This is a genomic window from Nocardia sp. CA-135398 (genome assembly GCF_050955845.1).
Classification (GTDB): domain Bacteria; phylum Actinomycetota; class Actinomycetes; order Mycobacteriales; family Mycobacteriaceae; genus Nocardia.
In genome coordinates this window covers 7,462,562-7,483,285 of record NZ_CP192084.1, presented here as the reverse complement: position 1 = coordinate 7,483,285, position 20,724 = coordinate 7,462,562, and the positions used below count along the sequence as shown (strand labels likewise).

Annotated in this window: 17 protein-coding genes and 1 pseudogene; 10 read left to right on the top strand and 8 right to left on the bottom strand. The window is 66.1% G+C overall.

Annotation, left to right across the window (positions count from 1 at the left end; all coding sequences use genetic code 11):
* Positions 1–75 precede the first annotated feature (75 nt).
* Together ACQP1T_RS33285 and ACQP1T_RS33280 are read left to right on the top strand one after the other, a co-directional pair.
* The gene (locus ACQP1T_RS33285) at positions 76–384 is read left to right on the top strand and encodes an ATP/GTP-binding protein (protein WP_433756981.1); all 309 of its coding nucleotides are present in this window, start codon (positions 76–78) and stop codon (positions 382–384) included.
* Positions 385–697: 313 nt separating this feature from the next.
* Positions 698–799: pseudogene (locus ACQP1T_RS33280) on the top strand (winged helix DNA-binding protein); the annotation flags it as partial.
* Between the two features lie 1,266 nt (positions 800–2,065).
* On the opposite strand, the gene ACQP1T_RS33275 reads toward ACQP1T_RS33280, so the two are convergent.
* Together ACQP1T_RS33275 and mce are read right to left on the bottom strand one after the other, a co-directional pair.
* On the bottom strand, positions 2,066–3,070 hold the full coding sequence (locus ACQP1T_RS33275; protein WP_040687167.1) for a hypothetical protein: 1,005 nt from the start codon (positions 3,068–3,070) through the stop codon (positions 2,066–2,068).
* An 86-nt stretch (positions 3,071–3,156) separates the two neighbouring features.
* Positions 3,157–3,630 (bottom strand): methylmalonyl-CoA epimerase, encoded by a 474-nt coding sequence (gene mce, locus ACQP1T_RS33270; RefSeq protein WP_433756980.1) that lies wholly within the window; start codon positions 3,628–3,630, stop codon positions 3,157–3,159.
* A gap of 127 nt (positions 3,631–3,757) precedes the next feature.
* Between mce and ACQP1T_RS33265 the strand changes: the two genes are divergently transcribed.
* From ACQP1T_RS33265 to ACQP1T_RS33255, 3 genes are all read left to right on the top strand, one after another.
* On the top strand, positions 3,758–4,936 hold the full coding sequence (locus ACQP1T_RS33265) for an acetyl-CoA C-acetyltransferase (RefSeq protein ID WP_433756979.1): 1,179 nt from the start codon (positions 3,758–3,760) through the stop codon (positions 4,934–4,936).
* Positions 4,937–5,025: 89 nt separating this feature from the next.
* The gene (locus tag ACQP1T_RS33260; protein ID WP_433756978.1) at positions 5,026–5,403 is read left to right on the top strand and encodes a DUF3817 domain-containing protein; all 378 of its coding nucleotides are present in this window, start codon (positions 5,026–5,028) and stop codon (positions 5,401–5,403) included.
* Between the two features lie 61 nt (positions 5,404–5,464).
* Positions 5,465–6,313, top strand: a complete 849-nt coding sequence (locus ACQP1T_RS33255; protein WP_433762458.1) for a tetratricopeptide repeat protein — start codon at positions 5,465–5,467, stop codon at positions 6,311–6,313.
* A 116-nt stretch (positions 6,314–6,429) separates the two neighbouring features.
* Here ACQP1T_RS33255 and glgB read toward each other — a convergent pair whose 3' ends face one another.
* From glgB to ACQP1T_RS33240, 3 genes are read right to left on the bottom strand one after another with little or no spacing between them, the layout of a single operon-like run.
* Positions 6,430–8,613, bottom strand: a complete 2,184-nt coding sequence (gene glgB / locus ACQP1T_RS33250; RefSeq protein WP_433756977.1) for a 1,4-alpha-glucan branching protein GlgB — start codon at positions 8,611–8,613, stop codon at positions 6,430–6,432.
* A complete protein-coding gene (locus tag ACQP1T_RS33245) occupies positions 8,610–10,613 on the bottom strand; it encodes a maltotransferase domain-containing protein (RefSeq protein ID WP_433756976.1) in 2,004 nt (667 codons plus the stop codon). Before ACQP1T_RS33245 ends, glgB begins: the two co-directional genes overlap by 4 nt.
* A gap of 38 nt (positions 10,614–10,651) precedes the next feature.
* Positions 10,652–11,326 (bottom strand): LysE family translocator, encoded by a 675-nt coding sequence (locus tag ACQP1T_RS33240; RefSeq protein WP_433756975.1) that lies wholly within the window; start codon positions 11,324–11,326, stop codon positions 10,652–10,654.
* 132 nt (positions 11,327–11,458) lie between these two features.
* Between ACQP1T_RS33240 and ACQP1T_RS33235 the strand changes: the two genes are divergently transcribed.
* The 5 genes from ACQP1T_RS33235 (at position 11,459) to ACQP1T_RS33215 (ending at position 16,990) form a co-directional block, all read left to right on the top strand.
* Positions 11,459–11,719, top strand: a complete 261-nt coding sequence (locus tag ACQP1T_RS33235) for a hypothetical protein (protein ID WP_433756974.1) — start codon at positions 11,459–11,461, stop codon at positions 11,717–11,719.
* A gap of 164 nt (positions 11,720–11,883) precedes the next feature.
* Positions 11,884–12,090 carry a hypothetical protein gene (locus ACQP1T_RS33230; RefSeq protein WP_433756973.1) on the top strand — a complete coding sequence of 69 codons (207 nt, stop codon included), beginning with the start codon at positions 11,884–11,886 and terminating at the stop codon, positions 12,088–12,090.
* Positions 12,091–12,203: 113 nt separating this feature from the next.
* Positions 12,204–14,774, top strand: a complete 2,571-nt coding sequence (glgP, locus tag ACQP1T_RS33225; protein ID WP_433756972.1) for an alpha-glucan family phosphorylase — start codon at positions 12,204–12,206, stop codon at positions 14,772–14,774.
* 194 nt (positions 14,775–14,968) lie between these two features.
* Complete coding sequence (locus ACQP1T_RS33220; protein ID WP_433756971.1) at positions 14,969–16,330, top strand: NCS2 family permease; 1,362 nt, start codon at positions 14,969–14,971, stop codon at positions 16,328–16,330.
* 114 nt (positions 16,331–16,444) lie between these two features.
* Positions 16,445–16,990 (top strand): DoxX family protein, encoded by a 546-nt coding sequence (locus tag ACQP1T_RS33215; protein ID WP_433756970.1) that lies wholly within the window; start codon positions 16,445–16,447, stop codon positions 16,988–16,990.
* On the opposite strand, the gene ACQP1T_RS33210 is transcribed toward ACQP1T_RS33215, so the two are convergent.
* The 3 genes from ACQP1T_RS33210 to ACQP1T_RS33200 all read right to left on the bottom strand — a co-directional run bounded on the left by ACQP1T_RS33210 (position 16,974) and on the right by ACQP1T_RS33200 (position 20,613).
* Entirely contained in the window at positions 16,974–17,684 is a 711-nt protein-coding gene (locus tag ACQP1T_RS33210) for a methyltransferase domain-containing protein (RefSeq protein WP_433756969.1), read from the bottom strand. The two genes, ACQP1T_RS33215 and ACQP1T_RS33210, sit on opposite strands and share 17 nt — an antisense overlap.
* A 194-nt stretch (positions 17,685–17,878) precedes the next feature.
* On the bottom strand, positions 17,879–19,924 hold the full coding sequence (locus tag ACQP1T_RS33205; RefSeq protein ID WP_433756968.1) for an ATP-dependent DNA helicase: 2,046 nt from the start codon (positions 19,922–19,924) through the stop codon (positions 17,879–17,881).
* A 122-nt stretch (positions 19,925–20,046) separates the two neighbouring features.
* On the bottom strand, positions 20,047–20,613 hold the full coding sequence (locus ACQP1T_RS33200; RefSeq protein ID WP_433756967.1) for a nicotinamidase: 567 nt from the start codon (positions 20,611–20,613) through the stop codon (positions 20,047–20,049).
* Between the last annotated feature and the right edge of the window lie 111 nt (positions 20,614–20,724).

Here is a 20,724-nt window from a genome sequence, read left to right as displayed (position 1 = left end):
CGCGGGAGGTCGCGGGTGCTGGAGGGGACGGACTGTGCGTGCGGCGTGAAGTCGGTCACGACCTAGGCTTATGGAATGCCTCGACGGAAACCGCGGACGGAACCTCAGGTGGGCCGCTCGCCGGAGGGCGTGTCGCCGATCGGTGATGTCTTCGGTCGGCGGGAGGCCGGGCCGGACAGCGATGATATGTACATCGTGCGAACCATTCCGGGTAGCCGGGCCATCAAAACCTATCGCTGCCCCGGGTGCGATCACGAGATCCTGCCCGGGGTGGCCCACATCGTCGCCTGGGCGGTCGACGGCGGTGAAGACGACCGCAGACACTGGCACCGCGGCTGCTGGAACGGCCGCCGCACCCGCCGCATCACCCGCCGCTGGTCCTGAATCCCCTGCGCCCCAGAGCAACCAATGCACCGCGCGTTGCCAGGGATTCGCCACGTCGTCAGTGCCGGCCAGGCGCAGACGGTGTGCGGCGGAGGCAAATGGGTGCGTGTCTGCAGTCAGAATTCGCACCTTTGGAAAAGGGTGTATCTGCGGGCGTTGAGTGCGCGTGCGGGCGTGGATATGCCTACGGGCCTGGGTACGCGTGGGGGCGTGGGGGTCTGCCGACGTAAATGTGCGTGGTGACGTGAGTGTGCGTGGTGACGTGTGAATGCGCGTGGGTGCGTGGGTGTGCCTGTGGGCGTGGGTGTTCCGCGCCGGATTCCTCGTCGATCAGCTTGAACGCGCCGGATATGTGCGGCGAGTGCCGGATCCGAGCGACGGCCGGGCGCGCTTGGTCGTGCTGTCCGAACGCGGGTGAAGATGGCGGCGTACTCGAACTCCGTTGCCGACCGGATCGAGGACGAATGCGCGTGGGTGCGTGGGTGCGTGGGTGTGTCTATGGGCGTGAATGCGCTTGAGGGCGTTGGTGTGCTTGCCGACATGAATGCGCGTGGTGACGTGAGTGTGCCTGCCGACATGAATGCGCGTGGGTGCGTGGGTGTGTTCCGCGGGCGTGGGAGCGGAGCGCGTGGGTGTGTCTGCGGGCGTGAATGCGCGTGAGGGTGTGGGGTGCGCGTGCGGGAGTGGGTGCGCGTGAGGGCGGGGTGCGCGTGGGTGTGTCTGCGGGGTGTCGGTGCGCGTGGATGCGGGGGTGTGTGTGCTGCCTATGGGCGTGAATGCGCGTGAGGGCGTGGGTGTGCCTGCCGCCGTGAACGCATGTGAGGGCGTGGGTGTGCCTGCCGCCGTGAATGCGCATGAGGGCGTGGGTGTGCCTGCCGCCGTGAATGCGCATGAGGGCGTGGGTGTGCCTGCCGCGGTGGATGCGTGTGGGTGCGTGGATGTGCTGCCTAGCGGGAATGTGCCTGCGGGCGGGTGCGCGTGCTGACGTGGGTTTGCATGTGGACCTCGGTGGGCCTGTCGTGCGAAGGGCTGCTGCGGTCCAGACGGACCAAATCGGCAGCGCCGGGAAAACAAGGTTGCCCAGCGGATGGGTTCGCGTCTGTGGATTCGCTGGTGGTCGTCATCGACGACTGGCACAGGCGGGCAAGCAGGTCGTGAGGATCGAGATGGGGCAGAGGCAGAATTGGAACACAGCTGATTGGACGGTAAAGTGTTCTGCACCATGCTCGATTCGGATGAGCGCTCGTATTGGTTTGGGGGCTGAGATCTTCGGGACGCGGTGGCGTGCCGGGTGGCGCGTTACGTCAACTCGCGGTCGGCCAAATCGGAAGTGCGGACGCCGAATTACTCAGAAGCCGAGAGTTACCAGGCGTGGTGTCGGCAAGGCCGTCGACATGTCAGCGGTATTCGCCCACGAAGCCATGATCGCAGTTGATGGTCAGCGCGCGCCGGAGTGGGTCTACGGGTTCTTTTGCGGCTGAGGGGCTCTCGAGGTAGCTACAGAGTACGGGGCGAATGTTCTAGGGGCGGTGGGCGTCTCGGTGGGGCTGAATATCGTTGTGGCGGTGTATGTCCCGTAGTGGGTGATGTCCGGATATTAGGAAGGCCGCCCCGGGTGTGGGGCGGCCTTGGTGTGAATTCGGTTGGGGTGTTGCGTTTGTCGCCGCTCAGCCCGCCGTCGTCAGTTGGTGATTTCGGCGTTCTCGCGCTCGTCGGCGTCGATGTCGTCTTCCTCGGCCGAGACCTCGGGGATGGCCTTGGTGCGCGAACCGCCGGTTACCGACTTGGTGCCGCCGCCGATGGACTTGCGCTGATCCGGAACCCCGTCCAGCAGTTCGCTTTCCCGGTTGACGGCCGCGAGCATGGCGGGCACGGAGTCGAGCTGGCCGCGGATACCGAGCAGCTGGGCGAGCACCCGGCCGCGCAGCACGCGCATCTCCTCGGCGAGTTCCTTGGCGTGCGCGATCTTGCGCTCGGAGGTCTGGGTGGCGGAGGTGATGAGGCGGTTGGACTCGTCGGTCGCGTCCTTGATCCGCTGAGCGGCCTCGGCGCGGCTGGTGGCCTCGAGCTCCTCCATGGCGCGGGTGAGCTTGGTGCGACGCTCCGCCATGGTGGCCTCGAAGTCCTGCTGGGTCGCCTTGCGCTTGGCATCGGCTTCCTTGCCGAGGCGGTCGGCCTCGGCCTGAGCGGCCTCGATGATCTTGGCGGACTCGGTACGCGCATTCGCCAGGGTCTGCTCGAATTCGATCTCGAGCGCCTCGCGCTTCTCCTTGGTCTCGGCGAGCAGCGATTCGTACTTACCACGCATTTCGGTGGCCTGCTGCTCGGCGATCGACACCATTTCCGCCGCCTCGGCCTGCGCGAGCGCGCGGACCTCGGAAGCCTCGTCGGAAGCCAGTCGCAGCATCCGAGAGATGCGGTCGGACATGCCTTCCGCGGTGGTTGGCGGAACCGAAAGGCGATCGACTTCCTTACGGAGCTCGTCGATCTCGTCCCGCGCGTCCTCCAGCTGGCTGGCGAGGTTACGGGCTTGCGCCGCAGCGGCATCCCGATCTGTGGCGGTGACCCTTAACTCGGCATCGAAACGGTCGAAGTAGTTGCGTACCTCGTCTTGCGCATAACCCTTGCGCACAACGGTGAAGGGCAGTGCAACGAAGCGATTGCGATCGGACTCAGGTGACGACATGGCACACAAACTACAGCCTACTTGCACCTCATGGTGACTCGACCGCGAATGTGATCGGGACGAGTTTTTCAGGCCCGATCTTGATACTAGTGCGTAACATTCGCGTTCGGCTCGACCAACTCGATCAGCACACCGCCAGCATCCTTCGGGTGAATGAAATTGATGCGAGAATCGGCGGTTCCGTGACGCGGGGCGTCGTACAGCAAACGCAGACCTCGATCACGAAGATACGTGGAAACGGCCTCGATATCGGTGACGCGATAGGCGAGTTGCTGCAGGCCCGGGCCGCTGCGATCAATGAACTTGGCGATGGTGGAGTCCGCGTCGAGCGGCGCCAGCAACTGTAGGGCAGTCGCGCCGTCCGGTGCGCCGGGCAAAGACAGCATCGCTTCGTGCACGCCTTGGGCCTCGTTCACCTCGCGGTGGGTCTCGATCATGCCGAGATTGTCGGCATACCAGGCAATTGCGGCATCCAGGTCGGGTACGGCGATGCCTACGTGGTCGACGGCGATGATGTAATCGCCGGGGATGAAATTCGACGGGTCGATAACATTGCTCACCCCTCGAACGTAGCGCGTACCTGGTAGGGGGCGTTCGAGTAGGACAAGCTACCGTTGAGTACAGAGGTTTACGTCGCGAGTGCTCGGTGCGCGACGCTGTTTGCGATCAATGAATGCGAGGCTCGTCGTGACCACAACCGTGATCGTCTCCGGTGCGCGTACCCCGGTAGGTCGGCTGCTCGGGGGTCTGAAGGACTTCACCGGTTCCGACCTGGGTGGTTTCGCCATCAAGGCAGCACTGGAGAAGGGCGGCGTCGCACCGGAGCAGGTCGACTACGTGATCATGGGCCAGGTGCTCACCGCGGGCGCGGGGCAGATCCCGGCCCGGCAGGCGGCCGTGGCCGCGGGCATTCCGATGGATGTGCCCGCGCTGACAGTGAACAAGGTGTGTCTGTCCGGTATCAACGCGATCGCGCTCGCGGATCAGCTGATCCGGGCGGGTGAGTACGAGATCGTCGTCGCGGGCGGTCAGGAATCCATGAGCCAGGCCCCGCATCTGCTCGAAAAGAGCAGGGAGGGATACAAATACGGCGATGTGACGCTGCGCGACAGCATGGCCTACGACGGCCTGCACGACATCTTCACCGACCAGCCGATGGGCGCGTTGACCGAACAGCGCAACGACGCCGAGCCGGTCAGCCGGGCGGATCAGGATGCGTTCGCGGCGGCCTCGCATCAGCGTGCGGCGGCGGCGTGGAAGAACGGCGTCTTCGATGACGAGGTGGTCCCGGTCTCGGTGCCGCAGCGCAAGGGCGATCCGATTGTGGTTGGCACCGACGAGGGCATTCGCGCGGACACCACCGTCGAATCGCTGGGCAAGCTGCGCCCGGCCTTCCGCAAGGACGGCAGCATCACCGCGGGCACGGCCTCGCAGATCTCCGACGGCGCGGCCGCGGTGGTCGTGATGAGCAAGGAAAAGGCGCAGTCGCTCGGCCTGAGCTGGATCGCCGAGATCGGCGCCGCGGGTGTGGTGGCCGGTCCGGATTCGACGCTGCAGGATCAGCCCGCCAATGCGATCGCCAAGGCCTGTGCGCGCGAAGGTATTTCGCCCGCGGAGCTGGATCTGGTGGAGATCAACGAGGCGTTCGCTGCGGTCGGTATCGCGTCCACCCGGAAGCTGGGCATCGATCCGGAGAAGGTGAACGTCAACGGTGGTGCGATCGCCATCGGTCACCCGCTCGGCATGTCCGGTGCGCGCATCCTGCTGCATCTGGCGCTGGAGTTGAAGCGCCGCGGCGGCGGTATCGGTGCGGCGGCGCTCTGTGGCGGCGGCGGTCAGGGCGACGCGCTGATCATCAAGGTGTAGTTCTCGTCTCCGTCGATCCGGCATCCATCGGGTCGACGGAGTTCAGATGTGACCGGTTCAACTACGGCCCGTCGTAGCAGTCCGGCACAATGGTGGCCATGGGCAATTTCTTCGACTTGAGCACCGTGGCCAAGCGGTTCCGCTTCATCGCCGTGCTGGAGGCGATCTCCTGGGTCTTCCTGATCGTCGGCATGGTGTTCAAGCGCCTCCCCGACCCGGTGCTCTGGCCGGTCAAGGTGTTCGGGATGACGCACGGCATCATCTTCATCCTGTTCGTCATCACCGCGATCCTCGCGGCCCGCGAGCTGGCCTGGAACACCAAGACCACGGTGCTCGCGCTGCTGTCCAGCATTCCGCCGTTCTTCACCGTGCTGTTCGAGGTGTGGGCGGTGCGCGCGGGCAAGCTCGGTGAGCTGAGCGAGGTCACTTCCGTCGACTCCGGAGCCCCGGCGTCGGTCACGCCGTGACAAACTGGAAACCGTGACTCGACCTGCTGCCCGCCGCCCTTCGCCAGCCGTCGCCGCCGCCATGTCCGGTGCGGTGGATCTGTCCAGCCTGAAGCAGCCCCCGGCCGGGGCGTCGGGTGCGGGCGGCGGCGGCGACTATGCCGTCTCCGAAGCGGATTTCGAAACGAAGGTGCTGCGCCGATCCACTCAGGTGCCGGTGGTCGTCGCGCTGTATTCGCAGCGCAGCCCGGGCAGCGTCGAGCTGGTCCGGACGCTGGAGCGGCTCGTCCAGGAGGGCGCGGGCGCGTGGGATCTGGCGACGGTCGAGGCCGAGGCCAATATGCGGATCGCGCAGGCGTTCGGTGTGAAGGGCATTCCGACGGTCATCGCGGTGGCCGGTGGCCGTCCGCTCGCGGATTTCGAGGGCGCCCAGCCGGAGCCGCAGGTTCGGCAATGGTTGAGCGCGGTCGTCGAGGCGGTCGGCGGTCAGCTCGAGGGCGGTGAGCAGTCCCCGCCATCCGAGGACCCGCGTTTCACTGCCGCGGAGGCGGCACTGGAGCACGGTGACCTGGCCGGCGCCGAAGCGGCCTATGAGGCCATTATCGCCGCGGAGCCGGGCAATGAGGAGGCGAAGAGCGCGCTGCGTCAGCTGCGCTTCCTGTCCCGGGCCCAGGCCGTTTCGGATTCCGCGATCGCCACTGCCGATGCCGATCCGGCCAATGTCGACGCGGCCCTGGACGCCGCCGATGTCGAAATGCTGAGCCAGCAGCCGGAGGCCTCGTTCGACCGGTTGATCGCCGTGATCAAGAAGACGGCGGGCGACGATCGCACCAAGGCGCGCACCCGGCTGCTCGAACTCTTCGAATTGTTCGACCCGGCAGAGCCTTTCGTGGTCGCGGCCCGTCGCAAGCTGGCTGCCGCGCTGTACTGATCCGGGCGCCGGGCGTGCGTGGCCTCGGCAGATAACCGGTGCCGATGCGATCGCCGGGCTCTATCCGCCGATCGCATCGGGGCGGTCGAGCCGGGGCGGCGGCCGTCGGAAACGGCCTAGCGAGCACCGCAGGATAGGTCCAGCTGGGCACTGGGGGCGAGCCAGATCGCGGTGTTCGGGGCCAGCGCCACGGTGGCCGAAGCCGGTCGGCCGTGCCAGGGGTCATCGGTTGCCTTGACGCCGCCCAGGTTTCCGATGCCGGAGCCGCCGTATTCGACGGCGTCGGTATTGAGGATTTCGCGCCAGGTGCCTGCGGTGGGCAGGCCGACGCGGTATTCGCCGTGCACGGAGCCGGAGAAGTTGAAGACGCAGGCGATGGCCGAACCGTCGGAGCCGTAGCGCAGGAAGGCGATCACATTGTTGTCGCGATCGTCGGCCTGGACCCAGGAGTAGCCGCCGGGGCTGGTGTCCTGACTCCACAGCGCGGGATGGGCGCGATAGACCGCGTTCAGATCCCGGACGGCGGCCGTAATGCCCTGGTGCAGTGGGTTTTCCAGTTCGTGCCAGTCCAGACCGCGATCGTGCGACCATTCCCGGAACTGGCCGAAATCCTGGCCCATGAACAGCAACTGCTTACCGGGATGCGACCACATGTAGGCCAGCAGTGCGCGTACGCCCGCGGCCTTGGCGAAGTCGTCGCCGGGCATTCTGGTCCAGAGGGTGCCCTTGCCGTGTACGACCTCGTCGTGACTGATGGGCAGCACATAGTTCTCGCTCCACGCGTACACCAGCGAGAAGGTGATCTCGTTGTGGTGCCAGGAGCGGTGGATCGGATCGCGCCCCAGATAGCCAAGGGTGTCGTGCATCCATCCCATATTCCATTTCATGGTGAAGCCGAGACCGCCGACATCGGCGCCGCGGGTGACACCGGGCCAGGTGGTGGATTCCTCCGCGATGGTGACGACGCCGGGATGATGGCGGTGCACGGTTTCGTTGAGATCCTGCAGGAAGTCGACGGCCTCCAGGTTTTCCCGGCCGCCGTGCACATTCGGCTCCCATTCGCCTTCGGCGCGTGAGTAATCCAGGTACAGCATGGAGGCGACCGCGTCGACGCGCAGTCCGTCGATATGGAATTCCTCGATCCAGTACCGCGCATTGGCGACCAGGAAGTTGCGCACCTCATTGCGGCCGAAGTCGAAAATGTAGGTGCCCCAGTCGAGTTGCTCGCCGCGGCGCGGGTCGGCGTGCTCGTAGAGCGCGGTGCCGTCGAAGCGCGCCAGCGCCCATTCGTCACGGGGAAAGTGTGCGGGCACCCAGTCGAGCAGTACGCCGATGTCTGCGGCGTGCATGCGGTCGACGAAGGCACGGAAATCGTCGGGGGAGCCGAAGCGGGCGGTGGGTGCGTAGTACGAGGTGACCTGGTAGCCCCAGGAGCCGCCGAACGGGTGCTCGGCGATCGGCAGCAGTTCGATATGGGTGAATCCGGCCGCGCGCACGTAATCGGCTAGCTGATCGGCCAATTCGCGGTAGCCCAGGCCGGGACGCCACGAGCCCAGGTGCACTTCGTAGACGCTCATCGGGGCGCGGGTCGGGTCGGTGCGTTCGCGGGTCGAAATCCAGTCACCGTCGGACCACACGTAATCGCTTTCGGTGACCACCGATGCCGTCGCGGGCGGCAGCTCCGTGGCGAAGGCGAGTGGATCCGCATGATCGACGGTGCGTCCGTCCGCGCCGTGCACCCGGAACTTGTACTTGGTGCCGACGCCGACACCCGGCACGAAGACCTCCCATATCCCGGAGGATCCGAGCGAACGCATCGGTGCGCTGTTCCCGCTCCAACTGTCGAAATCGCCGATCACGGTGACACCCCGGGCATTCGGTGCCCATACCGCGAACGAGGTCCCGTCCACCACACCGTCGAGGGTGGTGTAGCTGCGCGGGTGCGCGCCGAGCACATCCCACAGGTGTTCGTGGCGGCCCTCGCCGATGAGATGCAGATCCAACTCGCCGACGGTGGGCAGGAACCGGTAGCCGTCCGCGCTGACGATCGTCTGTCCGCCTTGGTAATTGGTGACGATGCGGTAGTCCATCAGGTCCGGATGCGGTACGACACCGGCGAAAATGCCGTGCCCCAACGACTTCAGCGGGTGGTCGACGCCGCCGACGCGGGCGAACACCGTATCGGCATGCGGGCGCAGCACCCGCACTATGGTGCCGTCGGGATGCGGGTGCGCGCCGAGCACGGTATGCGGATCGGTGTGGGTGCCCGCCGCGAGCAACATCAGATCGCGGCGCTTCATCGAAATGTCCTCCGGAAGGCAAGTTCCGCGCGCGCCTGCTGGGATACCGCGGGCAGCGTGAGAATGTGGGCGACCGCGTTGGCCGGATCCAGTCGCACGTAATTGGTCTGCGCCCAATGGTATTCCTCGCCGCCGACCTCGTCGAAGACCACCGGATGGTCGTGCCATTCGCGGCCGATGGCGGGCAGGTCGAGCGAGATCATCCCCCATTCGGCGCCATAGGGATTCAGATTCACCACGACCAGGACCGCGTCACCGCTGACCGGATCGACCTTCGAATAGGCCAGCAGCGCGTCATTGTCGACGTGATGGAAGTGGATGCAACGCAACTGCTGCAGCGCCGGATGCGCGCGGCGAATCTCGTTGAGCCGAGTGATCCACGGCTCCAATGATTCTCCGCGCGCCAGCGCCTCGGCGAATGGGCGCGGGCGCAACTCGTACTTCTCCGAATCCAGGTATTCCTCGCTGCCCGGGCGCACCGCCTGATGTTCGAAGAGTTCGAATCCGGAGTAGACGCCCCAGGTCGGAGCCAAGGTCGCGGCCAGCACCGCGCGGATGGCGAACATGCCGGGACCGCCGTGCTGCAGACTTTCGTGCAGGATGTCGGGGGTGTTGACGAACAGATTCGGTCTGGCCTCGTCGGCCTTGGCGGCCAGTTCGTTGCCGAATTCGGTCAGTTCCCATTTGGCGACGCGCCAGGTGAAATACGTGTAGGACTGGCTGAATCCGCGGCGGGCAAGACCGTAGAGCCGGGCCGGTCGGGTGAATGCCTCGGACAGGAAGATCACATCGGGATCGGCGCGCCGCACGGTCGCGATGAGCCATTCCCAGAAGTCGGCGGGCTTGGTGTGCGGGTTGTCGACGCGGAAGATCTTGACGCCCAAGCCGATCCAGTGTCGGACGACGCGCAATACCTCGGCGTACAACCCGTCCGGATCGTTGTCGAAGTTGACCGGGTAGATGTCCTGGTACTTCTTCGGCGGATTCTCGGCGTAGGCGATCGTGCCGTCCGGGAGGGTGGTGAACCACTCCGGGTGCGCGGCGACCCACGGATGATCCGGTGCGCATTGCAGTGCCAGGTCGAGCGCGACTTCGAGGCCGAGTTCGTTTGCGGTGGCCACGAATTCGGCGAAGTCTGCGGTGCTGCCGAGTTCGGGATGGACCGCGTCGTGCCCGCCCTGCTTCGACCCGATCGCCCACGGGGATCCGACGTCACCGGGTTCGGCGGCGAGCGTGTTATTGCGGCCCTTGCGGTTGATCTCACCGATCGGGTGGATCGGCGGCAGGTAGACCACATCGAAGCCCATGCCCGCGATCCGCGGCAATTCCTTTGCGGCGGTGGCGAAATTGCCGTGGACCGGGTTGCCAGCCGCATCGCGGCCGCCGGTCGAGCGCGGGAAGAACTCGTACCACGAGCCGTACAGTGCGCGTTGACGTTCCACCAGCACTGAATGCTGCGGGCCGCGAGTGACCATGTCCCGCAATGGCGTATTGCGCAGGATCTCGGCGACCTCCGCGCTGAAGGCGGGGGCGACCCGGGCGGGCAGCTGTTCGGCGGCGCGCAAGGCCGTCGCGGCGGCGCGTAAGCGCTCGAATTGCTTCTTGGGCACCGCCTGCGCGGCCCGCTCGAACAGCCGGGCGCCGAGTTCGAGGTCGTTGGCGAGATCCGCGGCGCTCTGTCCGACGGCCAGCTTCGCCTCTACCGCCGCCCGCCAGGTGGCGATCGGATCGCTCCAACCCTCGATGCGGTAGGTCCATGTGCCGGGCAGGTTGGGTACGAAGGTGGCATTGAAGACGTCCGGCTCGTAGTCCGGCGTCATCCGAATGCGGGTTATCCGCGACGAGCCGGGGCCGCGCACCGCGAGCGTGGCGGAGACGGCGTCATGCCCCTCGCGCCAGACCACGGTGCGCACCGGAAACACCTCGCCGACCACGGCCTTGGCCGAGCGGCCGCCGGGGATCGCAGGGGCGGTGTCATCGATGGCGATGCGGCCGGTCACGTCGACCAACCTACCGGGTGCGGGTCGGTTGGACGGGATCAGCGTGCGTCGGCCGCCAGACCGAGGCCGAGTGCGACCAAGATCGCGCCGAGCGCGCGCTCCACTCGCTGGCGGATGCCGGTGCGTCGCAGCCAGGTCCCGGCGCGGTCGGCCGCCAGCACGATGCCGATGCACCAGGCCGTATCGATGACCAGTTGGATGCCCGCCAGGATCAGCACGGTCGGCAGCACCGGACCGCTCGACGGCAGGAACTGCGGCAGGATCGTCAGGCCGAAGACGGCCGCCTTCGGATTCGCCGCGATCGAGATCAGCGAGGCGCGGAAGGCCGAACCAGGGGTGCGGCCGGTCGGCAGCAGTTTTGTCGCGCGGGGATGGCAGCCGGCGGGGCGGGTAAACGCTGTGCCGCCGAATTCGTCGTCACCGCGGGCGCCCCGCCAGGCCTGCACGCCGAGCCAGATCAACACCAGCGCCCCGATGACGTGCACCGCCGTATTCATGAACCGGTTCGCGACCAGCAGCACAGACAGACCCGCGCCACCGGCGAGTGTCCACCCGAACACCCCGATCTCGTTCCCCGCCACCGCCGCCAGACCCGCCGCGCGACCGTCGCGCACGGCGCGCTGGAGGAACAACGCCGTCGCGGGTCCTGGCAGTGCGGCCAGGATGAGGCAGGCCAGCAGGAACTGGGGGAGCACATCGATCCAGTGCGGCATCAGCAGATGGTGCCACCCACGCGGGGTAATCGCGAACCGTTATTCGGTCCAGGTGGCGATGTGGCCAAGGGCATTGCGTCCGCCCGATACGCAATAGTATGAGACGTTCATACTTTGCGTATCATGCTGGTCATGGCACGTATTACGATCTCGATCCCGGACGACCTGGCCGCCAAGGCGGATCGCGCCGTCGAAGCAGGACTAGCGTCGTCGGTGTCGGCTTGGTTCGCCGCGCTGGCCCGGCGTGAACCCGACTGGGCGGCCGCCGAGGCCATCTTCACCGAACTCGCCACCGAGGCGGGGGTCACCGACGCCGACAGAGAAGAGGCCGGCGCCGCTCTCGACGCTGCCGAGGCCGCCGCAGCGACGGACCGGCTCGGCGGTGCCGCATGATTGTGCTCGACTCCGGAGCATTGATCGGCCTCGAAAAACGCAACTCCCGCGCAGTCGCTGTGCTACAAGAAGCAACTCGGCGGAATTACCAAATCCTCATCCCCGCAACAGTTCTGGCACAGACGTGGCGGAATAGCCCACGTCAGCGTGCGATTTCGCGGCTTTTGAAAGCACATACGGTAACCGTCGCCGACCTCAGCGAGACCAACGCCGTCGCGGTCGGTGCGTTGCTGGCCGCCACTGGCACCGCCGATGTCGTCGATGCACACGTGATCGTGCTTGCTCATGCTGTGCAATCGATCATGGTCGTCACCTCCGACCCGGACGATCTCGCCGCCTTCGACCCTGCGGTGCGGCTGCATGTGGTCTAACCGTCAGGGGCTGCCGTCCTCCGGTGACCCTGATCGGGCATGCGGCGCATATGGTCAAGTGACCTGGGTTGCTGGAGCCACCAGGTGCCGCGGCATTCGGTAGGGTTCGGCACGTGAAGGCACTCCGTCGTTTCACCGTCCGTGCCCATCTGCCCGAGCGTTTGGCGGCCCTGGGCGAACTTTCCACGAATCTGCGCTGGTCGTGGCATTGGGCTACCCAGGATCTGTTCGCGGAGCTCGATCCCGAGTTGTGGCGCGAGCTCGGTCACGATCCGGTGCGGATGCTGGGCGAGGTCCCGGCGTCGCGGTTGGACGAGCTCGCCGCCGATGCGGACTACGTCGGGCGGGTGGATGCCGCGGCCGCGGATCTGCGCGACTATCTGACGCGGCCGGGCTGGTTCCAGCGGCAGACCGACGAGCCGGTGCGCGGTATCGCCTATTTCTCGATGGAGTTCGGCGTCACCGAGGTACTTCCGAACTATTCGGGCGGTCTCGGGATTCTGGCCGGTGATCACCTGAAATCCGCATCGGATCTGGGGCTGCCACTGATCGGCGTCGGATTGCTCTACCGCTCCGGCTACTTCCGGCAGTCGCTGACCGCGGACGGTTGGCAGTCCGAGCACTATCCGGCACTGGATCCGCAGGGGCTGCCATTGCGCCTGCTGACCACCGAAGGTTCGCCGGTACTGATCCATGTGGCCATGCCCGATCAGCGGGTGCTGCGGGCGCGGGTGTGGATCGCGCAGGTCGGGCGGGTGCCATTGCTGCTGCTGGATTCCGATATCGCCGAGAACGATCCGGAACTGCGCGCCGTCACCGATCGGCTCTACGGCGGTGATCAGGACCATCGGATCAAGCAGGAGATCCTGGCCGGTATCGGTGGCGTGCGGGCGGTACGCGCTTATACGCGAGCCGCGGGGCTGCCGGATCCCGATGTGTTCCATATGAACGAGGGCCACGCCGGATTCCTCGGCGTCGAGCGGATCCGCGAATTCGTCTCGGCCGGACTGGATTTCGATACCGCACTCACCGCCGTGCGGGCAGCTACCGTGTTCACCACACACACGCCGGTGCCCGCGGGTATCGACCGGTTCCCGATGCCGTTGGTGCGCAGGTATTTCGGCGGTGGCCACGGCGAATCCGAATCCGCCATGCTGCCAGGGCTTTCCATCGACCGGATCGTCGCGCTCGGTCGTGAGGCCGATCCGTCGGTATTCAATATGGCGCATATGGGCTTGCGACTCGCCCAGCGCGCCAATGGTGTTTCCAAACTGCACGGCGAGGTGAGCCGTGCCATGTTCGCGCCGCTGTGGCCGGGCTTCGACGCGACCGAGGTGCCGATCGGTTCGGTCACCAATGGCGTGCACGCCCCGACCTGGGCCGCGCGCGAATGGTTCGACAAGGCACGCGAACACATCGGCCCGGAGCTGGTCGAGGAGGCGCGTGGCTGGGAGAAGCTGCGCGATTTCGACCTGGGGGAATTGTGGTCGACCCGGAACACCTTGCGCGCCACCCTCGTTGCCGAGGTGCGTCGCCGGGTGCGCGCGTCCTGGTTGGAGCGTGGTGCGGCTTCGGCCGAATTGGGTTGGGTCGACAGCGTTTTCGATCCGAATGTGCTGACCGTCGGTTTCGCGCGCCGGGTGCCGACCTATAAGCGGTTGACCCTGATGCTGCGCGATCCGCAGCGCTTGCGTGCGCTGCTGCTGGATCCCGATCGACCGGTGCAATTGGTGGTCGCGGGCAAGAGTCATCCTGCCGACGACGGCGGCAAGACGCTGATCCAGCAGGTCGTGCGGTTCGCCGACAATCCGGAAGTGCGTCATCGCATCGTTTTCCTGCCCGACTACGACATGTCCATGGCTCGCTACCTGTACTGGGGCTGCGATGTCTGGCTGAACAATCCTTTGCGTCCGCTGGAGGCCTGTGGCACCTCCGGTATGAAGTCCGCGCTCAACGGCGGGCTCAACCTCTCCATCCGCGACGGCTGGTGGGATGAGATGTACGACGGCGAAAACGGTTGGGCCATACCGACCGCCGACGGCGTCTCCGATGAACACCGCCGCGACGACCTCGAGGCCGCTGCCCTCTACGACCTGTTCGAACGTACCGTCGCACCGCGCTTCTACGATCGCGACGGCTCGGATATGCCGGTGCGCTGGGTCGAGATGGTGCGTCACACCCTGCAAACGCTCGGCCCCAAGGTGCTGGCCTCCCGCATGGTTCGCGACTACGCCGTCGACTACTACGCCCCAGCCGCGTCCGCGGGTCGACGGGCGAGCGCCGACGAATTCGCCGGTGCCCGAGCGGTTTCGGAGTACCGGCGCCGGGTCGAGGCCGCTTGGTCCTCGGTCAAGATCATCCAGGTCGACAGTGCGGGACTGCCCGACACCCCGATCATCGGCGCCGAACTCTCCCTCGCCGCCCGCATCGACCTCGGCGGCCTCACCCCCGCCGACGTCAGCGTGCAAGCGGTGCTCGGCCGAGTCTCGCCGACCGATGACCTCTCCGACACCACCACCTTCCCCATGACCCATACCGGATCCGAATCCGGCGTCGACCTTTTCACCGTCGAAACACCGGTCCCGCTGTCCGGCGCCGTCGGCTACACGGTCCGCGTCCTGCCCCACAACGAACTGCTTGCCAGCGACGCCGAACTGGGCCTGGTAATCGCCCCGAACGGTTGATGCCGAATCCGGGACCTACTCCGAGCTCAGTTTCGGGGCCCAGGGCAATGGTCCGGTTGGGTCAGTGGAGCGAATAGGCGAGCCAGAGGTTGATGGTGGCCGTGGCTCACTTGGTGATGGGTCGGGTTCTCGGGCCCAGTGAATTGTCGGCTACCGTGCCTTGGCACCCCCGTACTCGTTTCACTGGAGAGCTCATGGTCACCGACGTTCTGACACGAACCCGAGGACGCCTCGACGCGTACTTCGGCATCAGTTCGAACGGTTCGACCATGAAGCGCGAGTTGATGGCCGGAACCATCACCTTCCTCGCCATGTCCTATGTGCTGGCAGTGAATCCGTCGGTGCTCGGCGACGAGGGTGCGCTCGGCGCCAAGGGCATTCCCATGCAGGCGGTCTTCACCGCGACGGCGGTCGCCGCGGTCTTCGGCACGCTGGTCATGGGGGTGTGGGCCAGGTATCCGATCGCGCTCGCACCGGGTATGGGTCTCAATGCCTTCTTCGCCTATTCGGTGGTGCTCGGAATGGGGATCCCCTGGCAGGTGGCGCTATCGGGAACCTTCCTGTCCGGGGTGATCTTCTTCGTACTCGCGATCACCAAGGTGCGCGAGCGCATCCTCAATGCGATTCCGATGCAGATGAAGCTGGCCGTCGGCGCGGGCATCGGCATGTTCGTGGCATTCCTCGGGCTGAAGAACGCCGGCATCGTGGTGAATAGCGAGGCCACCCTCGTCACGCTCGGCGACTTCACCAAGGGCACCACGCTGCTGGCACTGTTCGGTCTCGTGATGACCGTGGTGTTCCTGGTCATCGGCTGGCACGGTGCGGTGCTCTACGGCATCGTGCTCACGGCCATTGTGGGCGTCATCAGCGGTCTGGTCGATCTGCCCAAGGGTGTCGTCGCGATGCCGAAGGGGCTCGAGCACACCTTCGGCCAGGCGATCATCCATCTGCCCGATGCGTTCACCGGGCAGATGGCCGTCGTCGTTCTCACCATGCTCTTCGTCGACTTCTTCGACTGCTCGGGCACCCTGATCGGCGTCGCCAACCAGGCCGGACTGCTCGACAAGGACGGCAAACTGCCGCGCGCGGCCAGCGCACTCGCCGCGGACTCGGTGGGCACCATGGCGGGCGCGGTCATCGGCACCTCGACCACCACCGCGTATGTCGAATCGACGGCGGGTGTCTCAGCGGGCGGACGGACCGGTCTGACCGCCGTGACTACCGCGGGCTGGTTCCTGATCGCCATGTTCTGCTACCCGATATTCGCGGTGGTCGCTGGTTCGGCTGCCATTACCGCGCCCGCGCTGATCGTGGTCGGCGTGCTGATGGCCCGCGCGCTCGGCGAGATCGACTGGAATCGGCTGGAATACTCGATTCCGGCCTTCATCACCGTCGTCATGATGCCGCTGACCTACTCGATCGCGAATGGTCTGGCGATGGGCATGCTGTTCTATCCGATCGTCATGGTCGCGAAGGGGCGCGTCAAAGAGGTGCATCCGGCGATGTGGGCGCTGATGGTGATGTTCCTCGGATACTTCTTCTTCCTCGCGGAATAAGCCTCGCCTATCGCGTGGTTGGCCTGCACTGTGCGATAATCGGACCGCAGTCCGCTTCATTGCCGAGGCTAAACAAGCCATTGTTCATAACCGAATGCACGGATGGGGACCAGCATGACTTCCAACGGCACACTCGACCGCTCCACCAATCCGGATGGCGCGACCCTCGACAACTCCGCCGCCGATATCGGCCTCTTGGTGCTGCGCGTCGTCTTCGGCGGCCTGCTCGCGGCGCACGGCTCACAGAAACTGTTCGGCTGGTTCAGTGGCCCAGGTTGGCGCGGCAACGCCGCCGCCTTCGATTCCATGGGCTACAACCCCGGAAAACTGTTCGGTACCCTCGCTGGACTCAGTGAATTCACCGGCGGCATCCTGCTGCTGCTCGGCCTGCTGACGCCGCTGGCCTCGGCCATCGTGCTCGGCACCATGATCAATGCGATCAACGCCACCTGGAGTGGCGGCCTGCTGACCGGTAAGGGCTACGAGATGCCCTTGCTGTTCGCGACCGCCGGCGCGGTCGTCGCCTTCACCGGTCCCGGCAAGTTCTCGCTCGACCACGGCCGTCCGTGGCAGCGTCGGGGCATTGTCTGGGGCATGGCGGCGATCGTGGTGGCCGTGATCGCGGCTGTCGTCACGTTGATCCTCAAGTGGACGATCTGATCGAGTGCAGGACCAGAACCGTGGTCGCCCCGCGGTGGAACTCGTAGGCGGTTTCCCGCAGCGATGAGCGGATTCCCTTGTCGTGCAGTTCTTTTCGCAGGTACGCGACCAGATCGTCTTGGCGTGCGCCGGTGTGATCGACCAGCGGGTACAGCCGAGTCTCGCCTGCGGATACTCGGGAGAGCTCGAGCAGGGACGCCAGATGGAAATCCGGATCGAGGCGGTCGGCATAGGTGAAGAGCAGATGTGAGCTCAGCACCAGGTCGAAGCTGTTGTCCGGGAAGGGAAGCGAAGGCAGCAGCGCCGCGACGTACCGATCTCGATGGGCGGTGAGGTCGGCGCCGAAGCGGGCCGCGGCAGCCAGACGTATCGCTCGGTGCTGTTGCGGATCGCCGTAGAAATCCCACCGGTAGCGGTCCAGATGTGCTGTTGCCCAAACGTTTCCGCGATCGGTTTCCGAGATGGCGAGGGTGCGCAGTTGCTCCGCGGGTCGGGCGTAGATCGGATCGGCCGCGATGACCCTGGCCCCGAGTTCACTCGCCTCCGCGGTGAAACTTGCTGCGCCGCCCGGGCAGTCGAGGATGTGTCCGTCGAGGTCGGCTTCGGTCAGTGCGAAGATCGCCCGGTATTCGGCCAAAGATCTTGCGCTGATCAAGAATTCGCCGAGGGCGTCGATATCTGGCTGGTGCGTCATTGGGAAACGGTCTCATGGGTGGACCGGCCGTGACAGGGATTTGTGGTGTCCCCGCGCCGCGTGCAGGGCTTGGCGCGGGGACCGTCGATACATCCGGTGTGGGAATTGGGGTTCCACCGAAGTACCGATTCTCAAACTTACTTCTGTCTGGAAATATTGGAATGCGTTGTGAGTGGTCTCACAGTTTGGCCTGCTCAGGCGCTTGCCGCGGCGAGTCGCCGCAGCGCTTTGGTGACGACTTCGGGATCGGCGGTCTCCCAGTACGGCGGCAGTGAGGCCCGCAGATAGCCGCCGTAGCGCGCGGTCGCCAAACGGGAATCCAGGATCGCGACGACACCGCGGTCATCGACGCTGCGCAAAAGCCTGCCGGTGCCCTGGGCCAGCAGCAGCGCGGCGTGATTGGCCGCGACCGTCATGAAGCCGTTGCCGCCGCGCGACTCGACAGCCCGCTGTCGCGCGGTCAGCAGCGGATCGTCCGGTCGTGGGAACGGGATCCGATCCAGGATCACCAGACTCAGCGACGAACCCGGCACATCGACCCCCTGCCACAGTGACAGCGTGCCGAACAGCGAGGTCTCCGGGTCGTCGGCGAACTTGCGCACGAGCGCACCGGTTGCATCGTCCCCTTGACACAAAACGGGGGTATTCAGCCGGTCGCGCAGTGCGTCGGTGGCCGCGCGGGCAGCGCGCATCGAGGAGAACAGCCCGAGCGTGCGCCCGCCCGCGGCGCTGATCAGCCGCTCGATTTCGTCGAGGTAGGCCGGTGCCAGACCATCTCGGCCGGGCGCGGGCAGATGCTTCGCCACATACAGGATTCCCGACTTGGCATGGTCGAAAGGCGAGCCGACATCGAGCGAACTCCAGCGCACGGTCTCCGCGTCCGACGGTGCCTGCGCGCCGTTCGCGGTCGCGGTATCGCTGCGGCTGTCCGATTGGGCAGGCAGACCCCAGGTGATGGCGAGTCCGTCGAAGGAGCCGCCGATCTGCAGGGTGGCCGAAGTCAGCACGACGGTGGCGGTGCCGAAAAGTCTGCTGCGCAGTAGTCCGCCCACCGACAGCGGCGCCATCCGCAGCGTGCGCCGGGTGACGCCGCGGATCTCGTCGGCGGCCAGCCAGATGACGTCGTGACGCTTGGCCGGATCGGCTTCGTCGAACGCGGTCAACGCGCGCACCGCGCTGTCGTGCACCTCATCGATGGCGGCCAGTGCCTGGGTGCGGGCGGCGGCGCTTTCCGGATCGCCCTGTGCGGTGGTGCCGCCCTGTGGCGCGAGCGCGGTGCGGGCATTCCAGGCGGCATCGCGGACCAGTGCGAGCACCGGCGCGATGCCATCGGGCAATGTGTCCCAGCGTGCGGCGGGCAATTCGTCGAGGATCGTGTGCCAGGCCTCGGCGGCCTCTTCCAGCCGGTCCACTTCCTGCTGGTCGATGAGTTTGGCGCAGCGCCGGGCGGCGGCGCTGATCGCCGATGCGGCCAGTTCGGCAGTGGCGACGCCGGTGACCCGATCGACCAATTCGTGCGCCTCATCAATGACGACCACATCGTGTTCGGGCAACACCTGGATGCCGCTGATCGCATCGATGGCGAGTAGAGCGTGATTGGTCACCACCACATCGGCCTGCGCCGATTCCGCCCTGGCTCGTTCGGCGAAGCAGTCCTGGCCGAACGGGCAGCGCGATTTGCCGAGGCATTCCCGCGACGACACGCTGACCTGCCGCCAGGCCCGATCGGTGACGCCGGGAGCGAGCTCATCCCGGTCACCGGTCTCGGTATCGGAGGCCCATTCGTTGAGCCGCTGCACCTCCCGGCCCAGCCGCGAGATGGCGAATGCGTCGAAGAGTTCTGCCTCCGCGGGCTCGTCCGGGATCACACTATTGATCTTGTTCAGGCACAGATAGTTATTGCGCCCCTTGAGGATCGCGAATTTCGCCTCCCGACCCAGCGGTTTGCTCAGCGCCTCGGCCAGTCGCGGCAGATCCCGGTCGACGAGCTGACGCTGCAGCGCGATCGTCGCGGTCGATACCACCACCGTGCGTCCGGTGCGCACCGCATGACGCAGACTCGGCACCAGATACGCCAGCGACTTACCGGTACCGGTGCCCGCCTGCACCGCGAGATGCTCCTTGGTATCGATGGCGTGATCGACCGCCGCCGCCATCGTCACCTGCCCGACGCGCTCCTTGCCGCCGAGCGCGTGCACGGCGGTGGCCAAAAGCTCGGGGACGGGCGGCAGTTCGGGCACGCGACGAGCCTACTGCCAGGGACCGACACAGATCACCGCCGATCGGATCCTCGGCCTGCTTCGCACATCTTCCATCGGCGAACCCGGCGTGTCCTGCGCCAGGTCGAGGTGGACGGTCTGCGTCAGCGAACGACCGAACCCTCGATATCCACGCCCGCCGCACGCATGCGGTCGAGTGCGGAGGTGGTCGTATCGGGTGCGACGCCCGCGGTGAAGTCCAGCAGCACCCTGGTGTCGAAACCTTCGATGCGGGCGTCCAGTGCGGTCGCGCGGACGCAGTGGTCGGTGGCGATTCCGACGATGTCGAGTTCGTCGATGGCGCGCTCGCGCAGCCAGTCCGCCAGACTGGTGCCGTCCTCGGTGGCGCCTTCGAAACCCGAATAGGCGGCGGAGTACTGGCCCTTGGAGAAGATCTCCTGGATCTGCTCGGTGTTCAACGCGGGGTGGAAATCCGCGCCGGAGGTGCCGACCCGGCAGTGCGGCGGCCAGGTATCCACATAATCCGGGTGTTCGGAGAAATGGCCGCCGGGATCTATGTGGTAGTCACGGGTGGCCACGACCGCACTGTAATGCGCGGAGTTCAGGTAGCCGGTGATGCGCCGGGCGACCGTTGCCCCGCCGGTGACGGCCAGTGATCCGCCCTCGCAGAAATCGTTCTGTACGTCGACGATGATCAACGCTCGGTTCATGTCGACCTCACCTTTCCAGGATCTGAGCGCCGAGGGTGTAAACACTCGGGCTCCTGTCTGTGGATTACATTGTGCCGCCTGATCGATCGGGCGGGCTACGAACACTCGGAG